The organism is Paracoccus luteus, assembly GCF_004522155.1.
Taxonomy (GTDB): Bacteria; Pseudomonadota; Alphaproteobacteria; order Rhodobacterales; family Rhodobacteraceae; genus Paracoccus; species Paracoccus luteus.
Genome location: NZ_SDEA01000003.1, coordinates 183,646 through 202,620 on the forward strand (window position 1 = coordinate 183,646; position 18,975 = coordinate 202,620).

An 18,975-nucleotide genomic window follows, 5' to 3' on the forward strand; every position below is an offset into this window, starting at 1 on the left:
CCCGCACCCCCGGCGCGGGGCTGGCCATTTCGACAAGTTCACCCGCCGGGCGGGCCGTGGATATAGTTCCCCGAAAAGAATGGAACGCGATGGACACGACGACAAAGCGACCGGACAGGGCCGCAGCGCCCCGCGACAGCGGCCCCCATGCGGCGGGCGCGCGGGCGGTCCGGCGCGCGCTGACCTGGCAATCGGTCCAGCGCGAGATCCTGGCGCGGATCAAGCGGCGGGTCTATCCCCCCGGCGACCTGATCCCCACCGAAGAACAGCTGGCCGCCGAGATGGGCTGCGCCCGCGCCACGGTGAACCGGGCGCTGACCGATCTGGCCGACCGGGGCGTGGTCGAACGCCGCCGCCGCGTCGGCACCCGCGTGGCGCTGGCGATGGAACACGGGTCGGACCTGTCGCGCCCGGTGCTGCGCACCCTGATCGAGGGCGAGGGCCGCCGCTTTGGCTATCGCTTTCTGGGCGGGCGCGCGGGTTCTGCGACCCACGCCATGCTGGTGCGGCTGATGGCCCGCGAACCCGCCCGGGTGCGCGAGACTCAGGCGATGTTCCTGGCCGACGATCACGCATTCTGCCACGAACGGCGGTTCACCAACATGGCGCTGGTGCCGCAGATGACCGACGCGGTGCTGGCGACGACCTGCGCCAGCGACTGGCTGTGGATGCGGTCGCGCCTGACCCACGCGGAAATCCGCGTCTCGGCGTCCACCGCGGGGCAGGAACAGGCCGCCGAGGCGCTGGAATGCGCGCAAGAGGCGCCGGTGATCGTCTATGACACCTGCTCGTGGATCGACGCGCAGCCGCTGACCAGCGTGCGTTACGTCTTCCACCCCGAGGTCGTGGTCCGCAACCCGCTGTTCTGACGCCGGCGGCCGCGCCGGTCAGCCACGGCGCAGCGCGGCGAAACCGGGGCGGCGCTTTTCCAGGAACCCGGCAATGCCCTCGGCCGCCTCGGGGGCGGCAAGGGCGCGGGCCATCGCGGGCACCTCGGCGTCAAGCTGGCGGTCCATCAGCGCGCGCCGGGCGCCGACGACCAGCGCCTTGATCGCGGCCTGCGCCTCGGCCGGACCCTGGGCCAGCTGGGCTGCCACCATCTCGGCCGCGGGGCGGGCCTGTCCGGGCGGCGTCACGGCGTTGATCGCGCCCAGCGCGTGCAGGCGGGTCGCCGCGACCGGCTGGCCGCCAAGGCACAGCTCGGCCACCAGCGCCGGGGGCAGCGCGGCGGTCAGGCTGCCGGTCAGCCCGCCGTCGGGGATCAGCCCGGCGTTCACATAGGCGGCGGTGAACCGGGCGTCATCGGCCGCGATGATCAGGTCGCAGGCCATCGCCAGCGAGAACCCGGCCCCCGCAGCCCCGCCCTCGACCGCGGCGATGACCGGGCGGGGACAGTCCATGATCGACCGGACCAGCGATTGCAGGTCGCCGATTTCGGCGCGGCGCGCGTCTTCCGTCATCTGCTGGGCGCGGATCAGCATCGTCAGGTCGCCACCGGCGCAAAAGAACCCCTCGGCCCCGGTCAGCACCACCGCGCCCACGCGCGGCTGGTCGGCCGCCTGCGCCAGCGCCTGCCGCAGCCCGGCATAGAACCCGGGCGTCAGCGCGTTGCGCCGCGCGGGGTTGCGGTTGACGACGACAAGGTGGGTGCCTTGGTCGATGATCTCGCAGGTGTCGGTCATGGGGCGTCCTTGGCGTTCCGGTGCCGGCAGTCTCGCGGCTGGCCCGCCCGCGCGCAAGCCGCACCCCGCGTCACGCAGACGCCACGGGTCAACCATTCTTGACCCTTGCGGTCTTGGCGCGACCGGCCGCAACCGGCATGGTTGTGCCCGGATATGGATCGGAGACCTTGATGCCCCGCGCGACCCTGACGCTGCCCGCAGCCCCCCTGACCCTTGCCGTGGCGCTGGCGCTGGCCCCTGCCGCCGCCGGGGCGCAATCGGCGCGCGTGCCGATGACCGCCGCCGACATCGAGACGGCGGTGTTTTCCGGCACCGGCGACCTGCCGTCCGGGCAGTCGGCGCTGACCGCGCGGGTGCAGGTGCTGCTGGACCGGGCGGGCGTGTCGCCGGGCGTGGTGGACGGGTTCCGCGGCGGCATGTCCGACAGCGCGCTGCGCGCGTTCGAACGCAAAAGCGGCCTGCCGGTGGACGGCCGCCTGGACCCGGCGGTCTGGGCGCTGCTGCAACCTTTGGGCGAGATGCCGGTCACCGCCGACTATACCATCGCCGAGGAGGACGCGCAGGGTCTGGTGGACAGCATTCCCGCCGACTATGCCGAAAAGGCGGCGATGACGTCGATGGGCTATACCTCGGTCACCGAAAAGCTGGCCGAAAAGTTCCACATGGACGAAAAGTTCCTGGCCCAGCTGAACCCCGGCGTGGCGTTCCAGCCGGGCGCCACGATCAAGGTCGTGGTCCCGGCCAAGCCGATCAGGACCAAGGTCACGCGCATCATCGTGGACAAGGAATCGGGCCGCGTCGCCGCCTATGACGCGGGCGGCCGGCTGGTCGTCGATTACCCGGCGACCGTCGGGTCGGCGGCCACGCCCTCGCCCCACGGCACCCACACGGTGACGGCGGTCGCCAAGAACCCGGACTATACCTATAATCCGAACCTCAATTTTAAGCAGGGCGACAACGACAAGGTGCTGCGCGTGCCGCCGGGGCCGAACGGGCCGGTCGGCAACATGTGGATCGACCTCAGCCAGCCGACCTATGGCATCCACGGCACGCCTACGCCGTCGCGGCTGTTCGTGAACCAGTCGAACGGCTGCGTGCGGCTGACGAACTGGGACGCGACCGAACTGGGCGGCATGGTCATCCCGAACCAGACGGTGGTCGAGTTCCTGGCCCCCGGCCTGCGGATCGCCGACGTGACGCCGGCGGTGCAGCCCGCCATGCCCGCGACGGGCGCGGACGGGGTTGCGGTGGACGGGGCGGCGCTGGCGCTGGCCGCCGGCAAGCCCGCGCCGCGCCCGCTGCGGCTGGGGGGTGTCGGGGCCGATGCGACCGTGGTGCCGGTGACGGCCGCGGCCCCGGCGGACGCCCTGTCCGCGGCGGGCGTTGCCGCCGACGCGGGCGCGCCGATGTCCGGCGCGGCCGGGGGGGCGGACGCCACGCTGCCCGCCGTGGCCGACGCGCTGAACCAGGCGCTGACCACCGCGACCGGCGGCGCGCTGCAGCCGCAATCGGGCGCGCCTGTGGCCCCGGTGCCGCCCGTGACGCCCGTGACGCCCGTGACGCCCGTGACGCCCGTCACACCCGCCGCGCCGGTGGCCACGCAAGCCCTGCCGCCGGCCGACGCCGCGGCCTCGGGGCCGGGCCTGTGATCCGGGCGGCCGCCGCCGCTGCCGCCCTGGCGCTGGCAGCATGGCCGGCGGCCGCCCAACCCACGCGCGCCCCGGCCGCCGCCGACACGGCCGAGGCCCCTGCCCCGCGCCCGTCCGCCCTGTCCGGCCCGGCGCCCCCGCCCGGCGCCGAGCCGCCGCCACCCCGGCCGCAGGGCCTCAGCCAGGGACGGCTGATCCCGCCCGAGGCGATGCCCGGTCCCGACGCCCCGGTCCCGCCAAGCCAGGGCGCGCTGATCCCGCCGTCGGCCTCGGGGCGTGGCGGGGCTGCGCCGGGCACGGACACGCCCGCGCCGGTCAGTCAAGGCGCGCTGATCGCGGCACCCGGCGCGGCGACATCCGGTTCCGACGCGCCCGCCCCGGTCAGCCAGGGCGCGTTGATCCCGCCGCCCGACGCACCCGAGGCCCAGCCCGCGACGCCGCCCGCCGGACCGCTGCCGCCGCCGGTGCCGCAGACGCTGCGCGAGGACGACTTCACCCATTCCGCCTGCCGGCTGGAGCTGTTCATCATGGGCGCGCGCGTGTCCGAGGCGCCGCCCGTCACCGACCCCGGCCAGCGCGATTGCGGCATCGCGCGGCCGGTGCGCGTGGACGCGATCCTGCCCGGCATCCCCATCGACGGCGGCGCGGTCATGCGCTGCGACACGGCGCGCGCGCTGGCGCGGTGGATGGACCAGATCGTGCTGCCCGCCGCCGCGCATCTGCCGGGCGCGCCACGGATCGTGGGGCTGGTGCCGGGTTCGACCTATCAGTGCCGGCCGGTGGTGGGCGGCGGCGGCGCGGCGCGGCTGTCGGAACACGCCACCGGCAATGCGGTGGACATCGCGGGGTTCCGGCTGGACGACGGGACGACCCTGCCGGTCGCCCCGCGCCAAGGCCGGGGCGACATGGCCGAGGCGTTCCAGAACGCGGTGCAGGGGTCGGCCTGCCTGTTCTTTGCGACCGTGCTGGGGCCGGGCAGCAACGACGCCCACGACGACCACCTGCATCTGGACATCAAGGCGCGCCGGGGCGGATTCCGGCTGTGCCAATAGCCGCGCCCCCGGTTCGGTCAGCGTCGGCCCCGCGTCCGGTCAGCGGCGGCGGTGTTCCAGTTCCAGATACACCGGGTCGAACCGCGCCAGCCCGCACAGCCCGGCCCAGTCCAGGATGCGGATGTCGGTGCCCGCCCAGGCCACCAGCCCGCGGTCGCGCAGGTCGCGCACCGCCCGGTTGATGTGGATCGAGGAATACCCCAGCACGTCCGCCAGTTCCCGCTGCAGCAGGGGCAGCGTCAGCCGCAGGTCGCGGGCCGCGCCGACGGTGGACAGCCGCGTATAGACCTCGCACAGCAGATGGGCCAGATGCGCGGTCGAACGCAGCGCGTTCGACGCCACCAGCCAGCGCCGGTGGATCGCGCCGTCGATGACGGTGGACATCCACAGCAGGCGGGTCAGGTGGGGATGGTTCTCGGTGATCCTGGTCAGATGGGCGTGGTCGATGAACTCGACCTCGGACGGGCCGACCGAGACGACGGAATGATCCAGCCCCGACAGCACGAAACCATGCAGATCGACAAAATCGCCCGGCACATGCAGCGCCGTCACGACGCGCTGCTGCGTTCGGGCGGGCAGCGTGTGGGCGCGCGCGGCCATCCCCCTCAGCAGCAGGCAGCTGCGGGTGTGGTCGCGGCCGGCGGCGACGATGGTCTGGCCGGATTCGAACAGCGCGGTGGTCGTGGGGATCTGGCGCAGGCGGACCAGATCCTCATCCGTCAGCGTGTCGCGGCGCTGAAGATAACGGATGAAGTATTCGGTCAGCGCCATTTGTCTGATATCCTCGGGCCGCGTCCCAAGGATGTTCCAAACAGTTGACGCGCGGGCAAGCCCGGGCATCTTGATATTTGTTGGTCGCGCCCCGCGCGGGACGGCAGGCGGGGCGACCTTTCGGCCGCCCCGGTTGTCGATGCCGCCCGCCCGCGGCGGGTCGGGTCAGCGGCGGGTCAGGTCGTCGTCGCGCCCGGTCAGGGTGCCGCGGTCGTCCTCGATCTCGACCTCGGTCTTGCGGACGCTGTCGCGGACCGTCTCGACGCGGGTTTCCACGTCCTTGTTCAGCGCGATCTCTTCGACGACGCGGGCCTCTTTGTGGACGACGGGCGTTTCGCTGTATTCGCGCGCCTCAAGCGTGCGGTCGGCAAAGGCCGCGTCGCCGGCGGGCCGGTCCACGGGGCGGCGTTCGACGTTCACCCGTTCGGTGCGCAGTTCGACGTCCTGTTCGACCGGGGTTTCCGTGACATAGGACCGGACGCGGACGCGCCCGCCCTCGGTCTCGCGCTTGGCGATCATCACGCGTTCCTCGACGACGTCGATCACGCCGTCGGCGTTGGTGTCGCCCTCAAGGCGGGTGCGATCGTCGGCCATGCTGCCCGCGACACGGCTGCCGGCGCCAAGGCTGTCCGCGCTGAGGCTGCCGGCGCCCACGCCGCCCGCGGCCAGGCTGCCGCTGTCCAGGGCGTCGCGGTCATAGCCGGTCCAGCCTTCGGCGCGCCATTCCTGCTCGCGCGCATCCATGTCGACCGCGCCCTCGTCGTCCAGGATGTCCAGCGCGGTGTCGTATTGCGCGGCGGGGATGTTGCGGACCGTCACCAGATACCCGCCGCGGCCAAGCCCTTCGGCATAGCTATAGCGGTCCTCGTCGGGAAAGAAGAAATCCCCGATGGATTCGAAGAATCCCCGGTTGTCGTCGCGGCGGGCGTCGCCGGTCCGCTCGACCGCGCCATAGCCCGCGTTGTCGCCCCCGGTCAGCACGACGTCGGCGATGCCCGCGGCGGCCAGCGCGGCGACGGCGCGGTCGGCCTCGGCGCGGTTGTCGAACATGGCCGACAGGCTGCGCGACGCGCCCGAGGTGGAAAAGGTGTCATAGTCGGTCATTGCGGTCTTCCTCTGGTGAAACTGCAGGTGGGCAGGGCCGGACGGCCCTGTCAGGTCGCGTCCGGGTCATCCAGGCGCGAGATGACGGCGCGCTGGCGGCGCAGCGTCACCGCCACGGCGTCGTCGCTGGTCTGGGCGACGCGCCGGATGCGGATTTCTTCCGTCACGACCAGGCGGGTGGTCACGACGGGCTGTTCCTCGACGACGGACAGGATGGTCACGTCGCCCTCGGTCCGGGGTTCGGGCGCGGCATCGACCACACGGTTGACCGGGTGGCGCGTGACCTCGACCGTCTCGCGGCGGGTGGTGGCGGGGATCAGGGTCTCCTCGGCCTCGGTCACAAGCTGGACGCGGACGCCGCCGGTTTCGCGGCGCTCGACCCGCACCTGGGCGGTTTCGGCCACGACCTCGATCACCTGCGCGTCGTCCATCGCCCGGTCGGCCGGGGCAAGGTCGCCGCGCCCATCGTCCGCGGAACGCGACGGGGTCGTGGTCGTGGCCGTGAAGTCATCGGTCCGTGCCGCACGCTGTGCGGCCGGCTGGTCCGGCGTGTCCGTCATGATCGGTTCCCTGCGGGCCGGAAGGCATCGGCCCCCGCCTTTCTGCGGTTCGCCGGATCAACTTGCGACGGACCCATCGGTTCCCGACGCGCGCGCCCGTCACGCGGATGCGCGGGCCGGGCCGGGCAGGCGGCCGCGCAGGGTCAGCGCGTCCGACAGCAGCCGAAAGCTTTGCCCCGCGCCATCCGGGGCCGCGCGTGCGACAAAGGCGTCCAGCGCCGGGAACAGCTTGACCGCCTCGTCCAGCCGCGGGTCCGAACCGGGGGCGTAAAGCCCCGCCTTGATCATCAATTCCGATTCGGCATAGGTGCCCAGCGCCGTCCGCGCCCGCTGGATCAGCCCGTTCTCGGCGTCCGACGCCGCATGCGGCAGCGACCGCGACACCGAACGCAGCACGTCGATGGCCGGGAACCGCCCGCGTTCGGCAATGGCGCGGTCCAGCACCACATGGCCGTCCAGCACGCCGCGCAGGATGTCGGCGACCGGCTCCTCCATGTCGGACCCGGCGACCAGCACGCTGAAGATGGCGGTGATGTCGCCCGCCCCCTCGGGGCCCGGCCCCGACCGTTCCGCCAGCGCCATGATCATCTGCGAGGTCGAGGGCGGGAACCCGCGATAGCTGGGCGCCTCGCCCGATGCCAGCGCGATCTCGCGGTGCGCCTCGGCAAAGCGGGTGATCGAATCGGCCAGGAACAGCACGTGGCGGCCGGCGTCGCGGAAATGCTCGGCCACCGCCATCGCCGCCCAGGCACAGCGCCGCCGCATCAAGGGCGACTGGTCGGAGGTCGCCGCGACGACCACCGCCCGCGCCATGCCGGCGGGGCCGAGGGTCGATTCCACGAACTCGCGCAGCTCGCGCCCGCGCTCGCCGATCATGGCGATGACCACGACATCGGCGGCGACCCCGCGGGCCAGCGCCGACAGCAGCGTGGATTTGCCCACCCCCGATCCCGCGAACAGCCCGATCCGCTGGCCGCGCACCACCGGCAGCAGCGTGTCAAAGACGGCAAGCCCGGTGTCCAGACGCGCCCCCAGCCGCCTGCGCGAGGCGGCGGGCGGCGGGGCCGCGCGAAAGGCCCGGTCGGCGGGGCCGGGCGCCAGCGCGCGGCCGTCCAGCGGCCGGCCGAACGGATCGACGATGCGCCCGACCCACGAATCATCGGGCGCGATGGTCGGCGCGAACAACAGTTCCGCCAGCGCGCCGATGGACAGCCCGTCGGTCGCCCCCTCGGGCAGGATCTGGGCGGCGTCGGGGGTCAGGCCCACCACCTCTCCGGCAAGGGCGCCGTCAAGGAAAACCACGCGATCGCCCACGCTTGCGGAATGGTTCAGCCCCGCCACCTCGACCACGCCGGCGCGGATCGCGGTCACGCGGCCGAAATGGCGGGCCAGCCGCAGGCGGCGGATGCGGGCGGCGATGGATGCGATCCTGTCCAATTCTTTTCCCCCGGCGGCTGCGGAAAACGCCCCGCTCGAAACGGTTTCTAAACCTTCGGGGGTTAAGACCCGGTTTATCGCGGCAGAGGAGAAGCCTCTTTGTTTGGACAAATCGACACGATCCGGCTGGCGCGCGACCTGGGCGCCCACGCCAGCGCCCGCCAGCAGGCCGTGGCCCGCAACGTCGCCAACGCCGACACGCCCGGCTATCGCGCCGCCGACCTGCGCGCGTTTTCCGACATCTGGCGCGACCAGCCCGCGACCGGCCTGCGCGCCACCCGCGCGGGGCATGTGGAACCCGGCCGCTGGGGCACCGCCGCAGGCCGCCCGGTCGACGCGGGGGGCGAGCCTGCGCCGAACGGCAACACCGTCTCGCTTGAGGATGAGATGATCCGCGCCGCCAGCGCCAAGCGGTCGTTCGACCTGTCGCTGACGATCTATCAGTCGGGGCTGTCGCTGATGCGCACGGCCATCGGGCGGCGGGGCTGACGATGGGGGGTCTGTCCGCCACCGATCTGGCCGCGTCGGGAATGCGCGCGCAGGGCGTGCGCCTGCGCCACATTTCCGAGAACATCGCCAATGCCGACACGCCCGGCTATCGCCGCAAGCTGGTCGCCTTTCGCCCCGACCGGGATTTCGGCCGCGAGACGGGGGCCGTCGCCGCCAGCCGCACCCTGCCCGACCGGACCGAACTGCCCAAGATCCACGATCCCGGCCACCCGATGGCGGGCGCGGACGGCTATTACCTCGGCTCGAACGTCGATCTGGTGATCGAGGTGGCCGACGCCCGCGAAGCCTCGCGCAGCTATGAGGCGAACCTGAAGATTTATGAACAGTCGCGCCAGATGTCCTCGGCGCTTCTGGACCTGATCCGCCGCTAGAAAGGGGCACCACCATGATCTCGCTGACCTCTGCCGCACTGCAGTCGGGCGGCCGCGTCGCCGGCGCCTATGCCGAGGCGCGCGCCCACGCCGGCCCCGCCCCCGGCGCCGGCCCCGTGACCGCGGCCGCCCAGGATTTCGCCCGCGTCATGGACCAAGCCGACGCCGCCGCCGTCGGCGCGATGACCGGCCGGTCCGACACCCAGACGCTGGTCCAGTCCATCGCCGAGGCGCAGATCGCCTTGGAAACCGCCGTCGCCATCCGCGACAAGGTCGTCGAGGCGTATCAGGAAATCCTGAGGATGCCGGTCTGATGGACGAGAACCTGATCTTTGACGTCACCCGGCAGGCGCTGTGGATCGCGGTGCGCATGTCGGCCCCGCTGCTGGTCGTGGCGCTGGTCGCGGGCGTGGCGATCGGCCTTTTCCAGGCGCTGACCTCGGTGCAGGAGATGACGCTGACCTTCGTCCCCAAGGTCGGGCTGATGCTGGCCGTGTTCTGGGTCACGATGAGCTTCATGACCTCGACGCTGGCGGGGTTCTTTGCCGGCCAGATCCTGCCCATTGTGGCGGGGATGTGATGGACAACGCGATCTATGCCGCGCTGACCCGCCAGTCGGGGCTGATGCGCGAGATGCGGACGGTGGCCAACAACATGGCCAACGCCTCGACCACCGGGTTCCGCCGCGAGGGGGTGGTGTTTTCCGAACACATGACCGCGCTGGACGGGCGCGGCGAGACGCTGTCGATGGCCAACGCCCGCGGCCGCGAGGTGGACCTGACCCACGCCGCGCTGACGCAGACCGGCGGCACCTGGGATCTGGCGCTGGAGGGCGAGGGCTTCTTCATGGTGGCGACGGCGCAGGGCAACCGCCTGACCCGCGCCGGCGCGTTCCTGACCTCGGCCGAGGGCGAGCTGATCAACGCCGACGGCCACCGCCTGCTGGACGAGGGCCAAGCCCCGATCGCGGTGCCGCCGGGCACGCGCGGCATCGGCGTGGCGGTCGACGGCACGATTTCCGCCGACGGCCAGCCGCTGGGCCGGGTCGGCGTCTTTGCCCAGCCCGACCCGTCGCGCCTGACCCACGAGGGCGGCACGCTGTTTGCCGCCGACGGCGCCGAGCCCCTGCCCGAGGCGACGGTGCGGCAGGGTTTCCTTGAGGATTCGAACGTCAACCCGGTGCTGGAAATCGCCCGCATGATCGAGGTCCAGCGCGCCTATGAGTTGGGCCAGTCCTTCCTTGACGGCGAGGACCAGCGCATCCGCGCCGTCCTGGTCGCCACCACCCGCTGAGAAAGCCCCCGCAGATGAGAGCATTGCAGATCGCGGCGACCGGCATGGCCGCCCAGCAGTCCCGGGTCGAGGTGATTTCCAACAACCTCGCCAACATGTCGACCACCGGCTATAACGCGCGGCGGGCCGAGTTCGCCGACCTCGCCTATCAGCAGGCGCAGCGGCCCGGCACGATCTCCGGCGCGGATGGCACGATGGTGCCTGCGGGGGTGCAGATGGGGCTGGGCGTGCGCCCGACCGCCGTCACCTTCATGCCCGCGCAAGGCTCGCTCAGCCAGACCGGGGGCGACCTCGACCTGGCCATCGACGGGACCGGCTATATCGAGGTGACGCTGCCATCCGGCGCCTCGGGCTATACCCGCGACGGCGGGCTGAAACGGTCGGCCGAAGGGCAGATCGTGACCTCGGACGGGTTCCCGCTGGCCGCCGGCATCACCATCCCCCCCGAGGCGCGCAGCGTATCGGTCAGCGCGGCGGGCGAGGTGTTCGCCTATTTCAACGACCAGGTCGAGCCGCAGAACCTGGGACAGATCACGCTGGCGAGTTTCGTCAACGAAAAGGGGCTGGAGGCGACGGGATCGAACCTGTTCCTGGAGACCCCGGCATCCGGCGCGCCCAACATCGCGGTGCCGGGCGAACAGGGGCTGGGGATGCTGCGGCAGGGCTACCTGGAAGACAGCTCGGTCGATCCGGTGCGCGAGATTTCGGAACTGATCAAGGCGCAGCGGGGATACGAGCTGAACTCGAAGGTCATCACCGCCGCCGACCAGATGCTGGGCGCCACGGTGCAGGTGCGCTGATGGGCCGACCGATCCTGATGCTGGCCCCGACCCTGCTGGCGCGTTCGCTGCTGGCCGCTTCCATGCTGGCCCCGCCGCTGCTGGCGCTGTGGCCGCTGGCCGCCGCCGCCGACGAAAGCGTCGCCGCGCGCACCCTGCCCGCGGGCACCGTCCTGACCGCCGCCGACGTGACCCACGCCGTCACCCCCCGCGCCGGTCCCCTTCCGCCCGAGGTGATCGGCCGCCAGACCCGCGTCGCCATCTATCAGGGCCGCCCGATCCTGGCCGCGCAGCTGACCACGCCCACGCTGGTCGCGCGCAACCAGCTGGTGACACTGGCCTATGACAGCGCCGCCCTGCGCATCGAGACCGAGGGCCGCGCGCTGGGCGCCGGCGGCGCCGGCGACGTGATCCGGGTGATGAACCTCTCCTCGCGGGCGACGCTCAGCGCCCGCATCAATCCCGACGGCACCGTGACCGTCGCCAGCCGCTAAGGACCGCCCCATGCCGCGTTTTGCATCCCGTTTCCCGTCCCGACTTGTCATCCCGGCGCTGTGCCTGGGCCTGACCCTGGCCGGCTGCGGCCGCGTCCAGCAGATCGGACAGGTGCCGCCGATGACCGAGCCCCATTCCAGCGCCGAGTTCCAAGCGATGGCCGAGCCGGTGGTGCCGCTGGCCGACATCGGCGCGCGCCCCGACAGCGGCGCCTCGCTGTGGTCGGGCCAGCAGATGTCGCTGGTCGGCGACCGCCGCGCCCGCACCCGCGGCGACATCCTGACCGTGGTGATCGAGATCGACGACCGGGCCGAGATCCAGAACAGCTCCGGCCGGTCGCGGGCGGCGTCGGAAAAGGTGGGCATCCCGTCGATGATGGGCATCCCCCAGCGCATCGACGACATCCTGCCCGAAGGCGCCAGCATGGACGAGCTGGCCGAGGCGAAATCGGCCTCGACCTTCAAGGGTCAGGGCAACATCTCGCGGCGCGACAAGCTGACGCTGCGGGTCGCGGCGACGGTGATCGACACGCTGCCGAACGGCGTGCTGCACATCCAGGGCACGCAAGAGGTGCGCGTCAACTATGAGGTCCGCGAACTGACCGTCAGCGGCTTCGCCCGCCCCTCCGACATCTCGCGCGAGAACGAGGTGGCCTATGATCGCATCGCGGGCGCGCGCATCAGCTATGGCGGGCGCGGGCAGATCAGCGAGGTCCAGCAGCCGCGCTATGGCCAGCAGCTGGCCGACGTCATCCTGCCGTATTGAGGGGGCGCGATGATCGGCAAGATCCTGAAACTGCTGCTGCCGGTGCTGGCCTTTGCGGGCGGCGCGGTGGGCGGCGACCTGCTGCGCGGCGACCCGGCGGCCGAGGCGCAGGCAGCCGCCGGGGCCGGGGACGATGCGGGGGCCGCGAAAGATGCGGGGCATGACGCGCCCGCTGCGGATGCCGGTCACGGCGCGCCGGCTGCGGACGGGCACGGCGCGGCGCCCGCGGCGGCGGATGGCGCGGGCGACACCGCGGCCGCGGCATGGTTCAGGTTCCCGCAGCAGTTCTTCGTCCCGTTGCTGCACGACGGCCGCCTTGACAGCACGATGGTCCTGACCCTGACCGCCGAGATGCCGCAGGCATCGACCGACACGGTCCATGCCCATGAACACAAGCTGCGCGACGCGCTGCTGCGGCAGTTGCTGATCCACGCCAACACCGGCGGTTTCGACGGCAATTTCACCGCCGAGGCGCATCTGCGGGTGCTGCGCTCGGCGCTGCTGGGCGCGGCGCAGGGCGTGGTGCCCGAGATCGCCGACATCCTGATCGGCGACATTGCCCGACAGGAACGCTAGGCGCCCGGCTGGCGCAGATGCCTTGCAGGCGATACCGGGGGCGCATGCTGGCCGCGCGTCCCCGAATCGCGATCCTGATGGCGACCTTCGACGGGGCGCGGTTCCTGCGCGCCCAGTTGGACAGCATCCGCGACCAAAGCGTGACCGACTGGCGGCTGGTGGTGTCCGACGACGGCTCGCGCGATGGCACCCGCGCCATCGTCCGGGCCTTCGCCGCCGAGAACCCGGGCCACGAGGTCACGCTGATCGACGGCCCGCGCCAAGGCGCCACGCGCAACTTCCTGCATCTGCTGGGGCAACTGCGCCAAGGGGAATGGCTGGCCTGGTGCGATCAGGACGATGTCTGGCTGCCCGACCGCCTGGCGCGCGGCCTCGCGGCGCTTTCGGGGGAATCGCCGGGATCGGATGCGGGGGGCCTCGCGGCGCTTTCGGACGGCCCGCCCGATCCGGATGCGCGCGGCCTCGCGGCGCGTTCGGGGGGACCGCGCGAGCCGGATGCGGGCGGCCTCGCGGCGCTTTCGCACAGACCGCCCGCGCCGGGTGCGGGCGGACCCACGGCGCTTTCCGACAAACCGCCCGCGCCGGATCCGGTCGGACCCGCGCGCCATGCGCCGCCGTTCGCCCTCAACCCCGCCGTGGCGGATGCCACTGGCGGCGCGATGCCAGACCCGGCCGCGCCCGCCGCACGCCCCGCCCTGCACGCCTGCCGCACCATGCTGTGCGCGGGTGACCTGACCCCGATCCGCCCGGCGCCGCTGTATACCCGCCCGGCGTCGTTCCTGAACGCGCTGGTCCAGGCCTGCACGCCGGGCAACACCACGCTGGTCAACGCCGCGGGCGCGGCGCTGCTGGCGCGCGCGGCCCCGGCTGCGGCGCGCGCCGGCGTGGTGTCGCACGACTGGTTCACCTATCAGCTGATCGCGGGCGCGGGGGGCGTCGTCCTGCGCGATCCGGCGCAGACTGTGCTGTATCGCCAGCATCCGCGGAACGTCATGGGGCGCAACGACACGCTGCGCGCGCGGGCGGCGCGGCTGGCGATGCTGGGGGCGGGCGATTATGGCGCGTGGCTGGCGGCCAACCACGCGGCGCTGCGGGCGGTTGCGCCGATGCTGACCGACGCGAACCGCGCGGTGCTGGACCAGTTCGGCCGCACGCTGGCCGCCCCCGGCCCGGCCGCGGCGGCGCGGCTGGCGCGGCTGGGGGTCTATCGCCAGACCCGCGCCGGCACGGCGGCGCTGCTGCTGGCCGCGGCCGCGGGCAGGTTGCGCGGGCGCTGAGCGTTCCCGCCGCGCGGCGAATCCCCCGCGGTCAGTCCCGAACCATCCCCCCGATCAGGATGATGGCCATCCCGGCCAGGCAGACCGCCGCCCCGACCACATCCCATCGCGTCGGCGTCTGGCCCTCGACGGCCCACAGCCAGGCGACCGACGCGGCGATATAGACCCCGCCATAGGCCGCATAGGCACGGCCCGCAAAGCCCGCATCGACCTGCGTCAGCAGCCACGCGAACAGCATCAGGGCGGCGACGCCGGGCACCAGCCACAGGACCGGGCGTCCCAGCCGCAGCCAGGCCCAGAACGCAAAGCATCCGGCAATCTCGGCCAGCGCCGCAAGCCCATAGGCCGCAAGCGAGGCGGGCAGGTTCGTCATCGGCGTGTTCCCTCCGGCCTGCGGGACAGCAGCCCGCCGGGACCGTCAGACCAACCTGCCCACGCCCCCCGGCAAGCCCGCGCAAACCGACCCGCCCGGGCCCTGTCTCTCTTGCAAAAATATCCCGGGGGAGGCCCGCAGGGCCGGGGGCAGTGCCCCCGAACCCCGGCTCAGACCAGCCGGCCGTGGCAGTTCTTGAACCGCTCGCCGGAACCGCAGGGGCACGGGTCGTTGCGCCCCGGATCGCCCCAGGTGGTGGGGTCGTTCGCGTCAAAGCCGGGCGCGGCGCCCGCCACGTCGGCGGCCTCGGCGTCCTGATGGACGGCCACCGCTGAACCGGCCTGCTGGGCCAGCTGCGCCTGATACTGGCGCATCATGTCCTCGCGCTCGGCGTCGGTCAGGGGACGGATGCGGGCCAGCTGCTGCGTCACGTCGCCGCGCAGCCCGTCCAGCAGCGACTGGAACAGCTGGAAGCTCTCGGTCTTGTATTCCGACAGCGGGTCGCGCTGCGCATAGCCGCGGAACCCCACGACCGACCGCAGATGCTCAAGCGTCACCAGATGCTCGCGCCATTTGGCGTCGATGGCCTGCAGCAGCACCTGTTTCTCGATCTGGGCCATCTGCTCGGGGCCGAACTGCTCGGCCTTTTGCGCCATATAGGCGTCGGTCGCCGCGGTGACGCGCTCGCGCAGGGCGGTCTGGTCCACCCCGTCCTCGGCGCCCCATTCCTCGACCGGCAGGTCCATGTTCAGCCGCTCGACCACGGCGGCCTTCAGTCCCTTCAGATCCCACTGCTCGGCATAGGCGCGTTCGGGCATGAACTGGGCGGCCAGGTCGTCGATGACCTGATGGCGCATGTCGCGGGTGATGTCGGCCACGTCGTCGGAATGCATGATGTCCAGCCGCTGCGAAAAGATCGCCTTGCGCTGGTCGTTCATCACGTCGTCGAACTTCAGCAACTGCTTGCGGATGTCGAAGTTGCGCCCCTCGACCTTGGCCTGCGCGCGTTCCAGCGACTTGTTCACCCACGGGTGGATGATCGCCTCGCCTTCCTTCATGCCCAGCGTGGACAGCACCTTGTCCAGACGCTCGGACCCGAAGATCCGCATCAGGTCGTCTTCCAGCGACAGGAAGAACAGCGACCGCCCCGGATCGCCCTGCCGGCCGGACCGGCCGCGCAGCTGGTTGTCGATGCGGCGGCTTTCGTGGCGTTCGGTGGACAGGACGTAAAGCCCGCCGGATGCCAGCACCGCCTGCTTGTCGGCGGCGTGTTCGGCCTCGATCCGGGCGCGCAGCGCGTCGGGGTTGGCCTCGGGGTCGATCTTCAGCGCCTCCAGCACCTTCATCTCGACGTTGCCGCCCAGCTGGATGTCGGTGCCGCGCCCGGCCATGTTGGTGGCAATGGTGACCGCGCCGGGTTTGCCCGCGTCGGCGACGATCTGCGCCTCCTGCTCGTGCTGGCGGGCGTTCAGGACGTTGTGGGGGATGCCCTCGCGCCCCAGCATGTCCGACAGCATCTCGGATTTCTCGATGCTGGTGGTGCCGACCAGCAGCGGCTGGCCGCGGCCGTGCGCCTCCTTGATCGCCTCGATCACGGCGGCGTATTTCTCGGACGCGGTGCGATAGACGCGGTCGTGGTCGTCCACGCGGGCGACGGGGCGGTTGGTCGGCACCTCGACCACGCCCAGCTTGTAGATTTCGGCGAACTCCTCGGCCTCCGTGACGGCGGTGCCGGTCATGCCCGCCAGCTTGTCGTAAAGGCGGAAATAGTTCTGGAAGGTGACGCTGGCGAGCGTCACGTTCTCGGGCTGGATCTCGACGCCCTCCTTCGCCTCGATCGCCTGGTGCAGCCCGTCCGACAGGCGGCGGCCGGCCATCATCCGGCCGGTGAACTCGTCGATCAGCACCACCTCGCCGTCCTTGACGATATAGTTCTGGTCGCGGTGGAACAGCTTGTGCGCCCGCAGCGCCTGGTTGGCGTGGTGGACGATGGTCGTCGATTCCGGGTCATACAGCGTCTGCCCGTCGGGCAGGATGCCCGCCGACTGCAGGCGCTGTTCCATGAACTCGTTGCCATCCTCGGTAAAGGTGGCGTTGCGGGTCTTTTCGTCCAGCTTGAAATGCTCGGGCGTGACCTCGGGGATGATCTGGTCCAGCAGCTTGTAAAGGTCGCTGCGGTCCTGGCTGGGCCCCGAGATGATCAGCGGCGTCCGCGCCTCGTCGATCAGGATCGAATCGACCTCGTCCACGATGGCAAAGAAATGGCCGCGCTGGGTCATCTCGTCGATGGACGCCTTCATGTTGTCGCGCAGGTAATCGAAGCCCAGCTCGTTGTTGGTGGCATAGGTCACGTCGGCGCGGTAGGCCGCGCGCTTTTCCTGATCGCCCTGGAACGGATAGACGACGCCGGTGGTCATCCCCAGCTGGGTGAACACCTTGCCCATCCAGTCGGCGTCGCGTTTCGCCAGATAGTCGTTGACGGTGACGATGTGGACGCCCTTGCCCGCCAGCGCGTTCAGATAGGCGGGCAGGGTCGCGACCAGCGTCTTGCCCTCGCCGGTCTTCATCTCGGCGATGTTGCCCTGGTGCAGGAAGATGCCGCCCATCAGCTGCGTGTCGAAGGCGCGCAGGCCCAGCGCGCGGCGCGCCCCCTCGCGGCAGGTGGCGAAGGCCTCGGGCAACAGCGCGTCCAGCGGCTCGCCCGACTGGGCGCGGCCCTGCAGGGTGCGGGTGCGCCCGATCAGGTCGGCGTCCGACAACGCCTGGATCTGCGGTTCCAGCGCGTTGATCTGCGCGACCAGCGGACGGACGGATTTGACCTTGCGGTCGTTCGGCGTGCCAAAGACCTTTTTCGCGAGATTGCCGATGCCGAGCATGTTGTCCTTGTCGGGTCTGTGGCGCCGCGGGCGCGCTGGCCCACTTGCCCCGACCGATGGCCTTGCCCTATCACAGGCCGGAAAATCGGCGGCGGGCGCGCATTTTCGGTTGCGCCGGATGTAGGCCCCGCCACCACCACTGTCAACGCTGCCGCCCGGTCAACAGGCCGTCATGCGCCAGCCCGGAAAGGGATTTCCCATGAAGCTTGCGACCCGTTCGACGACGCTGTCCGCCGCCCTTGTCGCGGCGCTGGCCTGCGCCGCGCCCGCGATGGCGCAGACGCCCGCGCCCGCCGACGCGCAAGCCGCCCCCCCGGCCGCCCCGGCCGCCGCCCCCACCGTGACGACCGCCGCCCCCGCGACGGGGCCTGCAAGCGCCGACACCGTCGTCGCCACCGTCAACGGCGAGACGATCACCCTGGGCCAGATGATCGCGATGAAATCCGGGCTGCACGACCAGGCGGTGGCCGAGATGCCGGCGGCGGCGCTTTACGACCTGATGCTGGACCAGATGATCCGCCAGACCGCCGTGGCGCAGCTGGGACAGGGCCAGATGACCGCCCGCGACCGCGCGGCGCTGGACATCGACCGGCGCGCCTATCTGTCGGGGGCCGCGATGGAACGCATCGCCGCGGCCGAGCCGACCGACGCCGAGCTGCGCGCGGTCTATGACAAGGCGTTCCCCGCGCAGGCCGAACCCAAGACCGAATACAGCGCCGCCCACATCCTTGTTGAAACCGAGGAGGCCGCCAAGGCCATCGCCGACGAGCTGGCCAAAGGCGCCGACTTCGGCACGCTGGCCGAGGAGCGGTCCACCGACAACAGCGGCCCGAACAAGGGCGACCTGGGCTGGTTCACCCCCGACATGATGGTCAAGCCGTTCGCCGATGCCGTCGTCGCGCTGGAAAAAGGCGCGGTATCGGCCCCCGTCCAGTCGCAGTTCGGCTGGCACGTCATCAAGCTGAACGACACCCGCACCCAGGCCGCGCCCGAGTTCGACACGATCAAGGACCAGCTTGCGATGCAGGTCCGCCGCGAGCGGGTCGAGGCCGCGATCCAGTCCGAGGTCGGCCGCGCCGCCATCGAAAAGGTGCCGGGCATCGACCCCGCGACGCTGAACGACGCCGCCCTGCTGGAGAAGTGAGCATGAGCGAGGACAAGAAGGCCGGGCCGGGCAAGACGGGCGGCAAGGCGGGCGCAGGCAAGGGGGGCGGCAAGGCGGGCGGCAAGGCTGGTCGGGCCGGTGGAAAGCCGGACGACAAGGCGGCCGGCAAGGCCACTGACAAGGCCGCGGAAAAGGCGGCCCGCAAGGCCGCGCGCGAGGCTGCGAAGGCCGCCGAGAAGGCAGGCAAGGCCGAGGCCAAGGCCGCCGAAAGGCAGGCCCGCAAGGCCGCACGGGCGAACC

General features: G+C 71.7%; 21 protein-coding genes. 14 read left to right on the forward strand and 7 right to left on the reverse strand.

Annotated features, from left to right (window positions below; genetic code table 11):
- Positions 1-89: 89 nt before the first annotated feature.
- A complete protein-coding gene (locus EPA64_RS05795; RefSeq protein ID WP_134725296.1) occupies positions 90-869 on the forward strand; it encodes a GntR family transcriptional regulator in 780 nt (259 codons plus the stop codon).
- A gap of 18 nt (positions 870-887) precedes the next feature.
- Here EPA64_RS05795 and EPA64_RS05800 read toward each other — a convergent pair whose 3' ends face one another.
- A complete protein-coding gene (locus tag EPA64_RS05800; RefSeq protein WP_134725297.1) occupies positions 888-1,682 on the reverse strand; it encodes an oxepin-CoA hydrolase, alternative type in 795 nt (264 codons plus the stop codon).
- A 170-nt stretch (positions 1,683-1,852) separates the two neighbouring features.
- On the opposite strand from EPA64_RS05800, the gene EPA64_RS05805 reads away from it, so the two are divergent.
- Both EPA64_RS05805 and EPA64_RS05815 read left to right on the forward strand, forming a co-directional pair.
- Positions 1,853-3,331 (forward strand): L,D-transpeptidase family protein, encoded by a 1,479-nt coding sequence (locus EPA64_RS05805; RefSeq protein ID WP_246026629.1) that lies wholly within the window; start codon positions 1,853-1,855, stop codon positions 3,329-3,331.
- On the forward strand, positions 3,328-4,383 hold the full coding sequence (locus tag EPA64_RS05815; protein ID WP_246026630.1) for an extensin-like domain-containing protein: 1,056 nt from the start codon (positions 3,328-3,330) through the stop codon (positions 4,381-4,383). Before EPA64_RS05805 ends, EPA64_RS05815 begins: the two co-directional genes overlap by 4 nt.
- A 39-nt stretch (positions 4,384-4,422) precedes the next feature.
- Here the strand turns inward: EPA64_RS05815 and EPA64_RS05820 are convergent, their stop codons facing one another.
- The 4 genes from EPA64_RS05820 to EPA64_RS05835 form a co-directional block, all read right to left on the reverse strand.
- Entirely contained in the window at positions 4,423-5,154 is a 732-nt protein-coding gene (locus EPA64_RS05820) for a Crp/Fnr family transcriptional regulator (RefSeq protein ID WP_134725298.1), read from the reverse strand.
- A 165-nt stretch (positions 5,155-5,319) separates the two neighbouring features.
- Positions 5,320-6,258 carry a YsnF/AvaK domain-containing protein gene (locus EPA64_RS05825; protein WP_134725299.1) on the reverse strand — a complete coding sequence of 313 codons (939 nt, stop codon included), beginning with the start codon at positions 6,256-6,258 and terminating at the stop codon, positions 5,320-5,322.
- A 50-nt stretch (positions 6,259-6,308) separates the two neighbouring features.
- Positions 6,309-6,818 carry a YsnF/AvaK domain-containing protein gene (locus EPA64_RS05830; protein WP_134725300.1) on the reverse strand — a complete coding sequence of 170 codons (510 nt, stop codon included), beginning with the start codon at positions 6,816-6,818 and terminating at the stop codon, positions 6,309-6,311.
- A 99-nt stretch (positions 6,819-6,917) separates the two neighbouring features.
- On the reverse strand, positions 6,918-8,246 hold the full coding sequence (locus tag EPA64_RS05835) for a FliI/YscN family ATPase (RefSeq protein ID WP_134725491.1): 1,329 nt from the start codon (positions 8,244-8,246) through the stop codon (positions 6,918-6,920).
- 108 nt (positions 8,247-8,354) lie between these two features.
- Here EPA64_RS05835 and EPA64_RS05840 point away from each other — a divergent pair, with 108 nt between their 5' ends.
- The 10 genes from EPA64_RS05840 to EPA64_RS05885 are packed head-to-tail and all read left to right on the forward strand — an operon-like array spanning position 8,355 to position 14,321.
- Positions 8,355-8,744 carry a FlgB family protein gene (locus EPA64_RS05840; protein WP_134725301.1) on the forward strand — a complete coding sequence of 130 codons (390 nt, stop codon included), beginning with the start codon at positions 8,355-8,357 and terminating at the stop codon, positions 8,742-8,744.
- A gap of 2 nt (positions 8,745-8,746) precedes the next feature.
- Entirely contained in the window at positions 8,747-9,136 is a 390-nt protein-coding gene (flgC, locus tag EPA64_RS05845) for a flagellar basal body rod protein FlgC (RefSeq protein ID WP_134725302.1), read from the forward strand.
- Between the two features lie 14 nt (positions 9,137-9,150).
- Positions 9,151-9,450, forward strand: a complete 300-nt coding sequence (gene fliE, locus EPA64_RS05850) for a flagellar hook-basal body complex protein FliE (RefSeq protein WP_134725303.1) — start codon at positions 9,151-9,153, stop codon at positions 9,448-9,450.
- On the forward strand, positions 9,450-9,716 hold the full coding sequence (locus EPA64_RS05855) for a flagellar biosynthetic protein FliQ (protein ID WP_134725304.1): 267 nt from the start codon (positions 9,450-9,452) through the stop codon (positions 9,714-9,716). The genes fliE and EPA64_RS05855 overlap by 1 nt, the downstream gene beginning before the upstream one ends.
- Positions 9,716-10,429, forward strand: coding sequence for a flagellar hook-basal body complex protein (locus tag EPA64_RS05860; protein WP_134725305.1), 714 nt, complete (start codon positions 9,716-9,718; stop codon positions 10,427-10,429). Before EPA64_RS05855 ends, EPA64_RS05860 begins: the two co-directional genes overlap by 1 nt.
- A 14-nt stretch (positions 10,430-10,443) precedes the next feature.
- A complete protein-coding gene (gene flgG / locus EPA64_RS05865) occupies positions 10,444-11,229 on the forward strand; it encodes a flagellar basal-body rod protein FlgG (RefSeq protein ID WP_134725306.1) in 786 nt (261 codons plus the stop codon).
- Positions 11,229-11,702 carry a flagellar basal body P-ring formation chaperone FlgA gene (gene flgA / locus EPA64_RS05870; protein WP_246026631.1) on the forward strand — a complete coding sequence of 158 codons (474 nt, stop codon included), beginning with the start codon at positions 11,229-11,231 and terminating at the stop codon, positions 11,700-11,702. The genes flgG and flgA overlap by 1 nt, the downstream gene beginning before the upstream one ends.
- A gap of 10 nt (positions 11,703-11,712) precedes the next feature.
- The gene (gene flgH, locus EPA64_RS05875; RefSeq protein WP_134725307.1) at positions 11,713-12,468 is read left to right on the forward strand and encodes a flagellar basal body L-ring protein FlgH; all 756 of its coding nucleotides are present in this window, start codon (positions 11,713-11,715) and stop codon (positions 12,466-12,468) included.
- A gap of 9 nt (positions 12,469-12,477) precedes the next feature.
- Entirely contained in the window at positions 12,478-13,044 is a 567-nt protein-coding gene (locus tag EPA64_RS05880; protein WP_134725308.1) for a hypothetical protein, read from the forward strand.
- 44 nt (positions 13,045-13,088) lie between these two features.
- Positions 13,089-14,321, forward strand: coding sequence for a glycosyltransferase (locus tag EPA64_RS05885; RefSeq protein ID WP_167626596.1), 1,233 nt, complete (start codon positions 13,089-13,091; stop codon positions 14,319-14,321).
- A gap of 31 nt (positions 14,322-14,352) precedes the next feature.
- On the opposite strand, the gene EPA64_RS05890 is transcribed toward EPA64_RS05885, so the two are convergent.
- Complete coding sequence (locus EPA64_RS05890; protein WP_134725310.1) at positions 14,353-14,694, reverse strand: YnfA family protein; 342 nt, start codon at positions 14,692-14,694, stop codon at positions 14,353-14,355.
- Positions 14,695-14,864: 170 nt separating this feature from the next.
- A complete protein-coding gene (gene secA / locus EPA64_RS05895) occupies positions 14,865-17,570 on the reverse strand; it encodes a preprotein translocase subunit SecA (protein ID WP_134725311.1) in 2,706 nt (901 codons plus the stop codon).
- A 199-nt stretch (positions 17,571-17,769) separates the two neighbouring features.
- Here secA and EPA64_RS05900 point away from each other — a divergent pair, with 199 nt between their 5' ends.
- The gene (locus tag EPA64_RS05900) at positions 17,770-18,714 is read left to right on the forward strand and encodes a peptidylprolyl isomerase (protein ID WP_246026632.1); all 945 of its coding nucleotides are present in this window, start codon (positions 17,770-17,772) and stop codon (positions 18,712-18,714) included.
- Positions 18,715-18,975 lie beyond the last annotated feature (261 nt).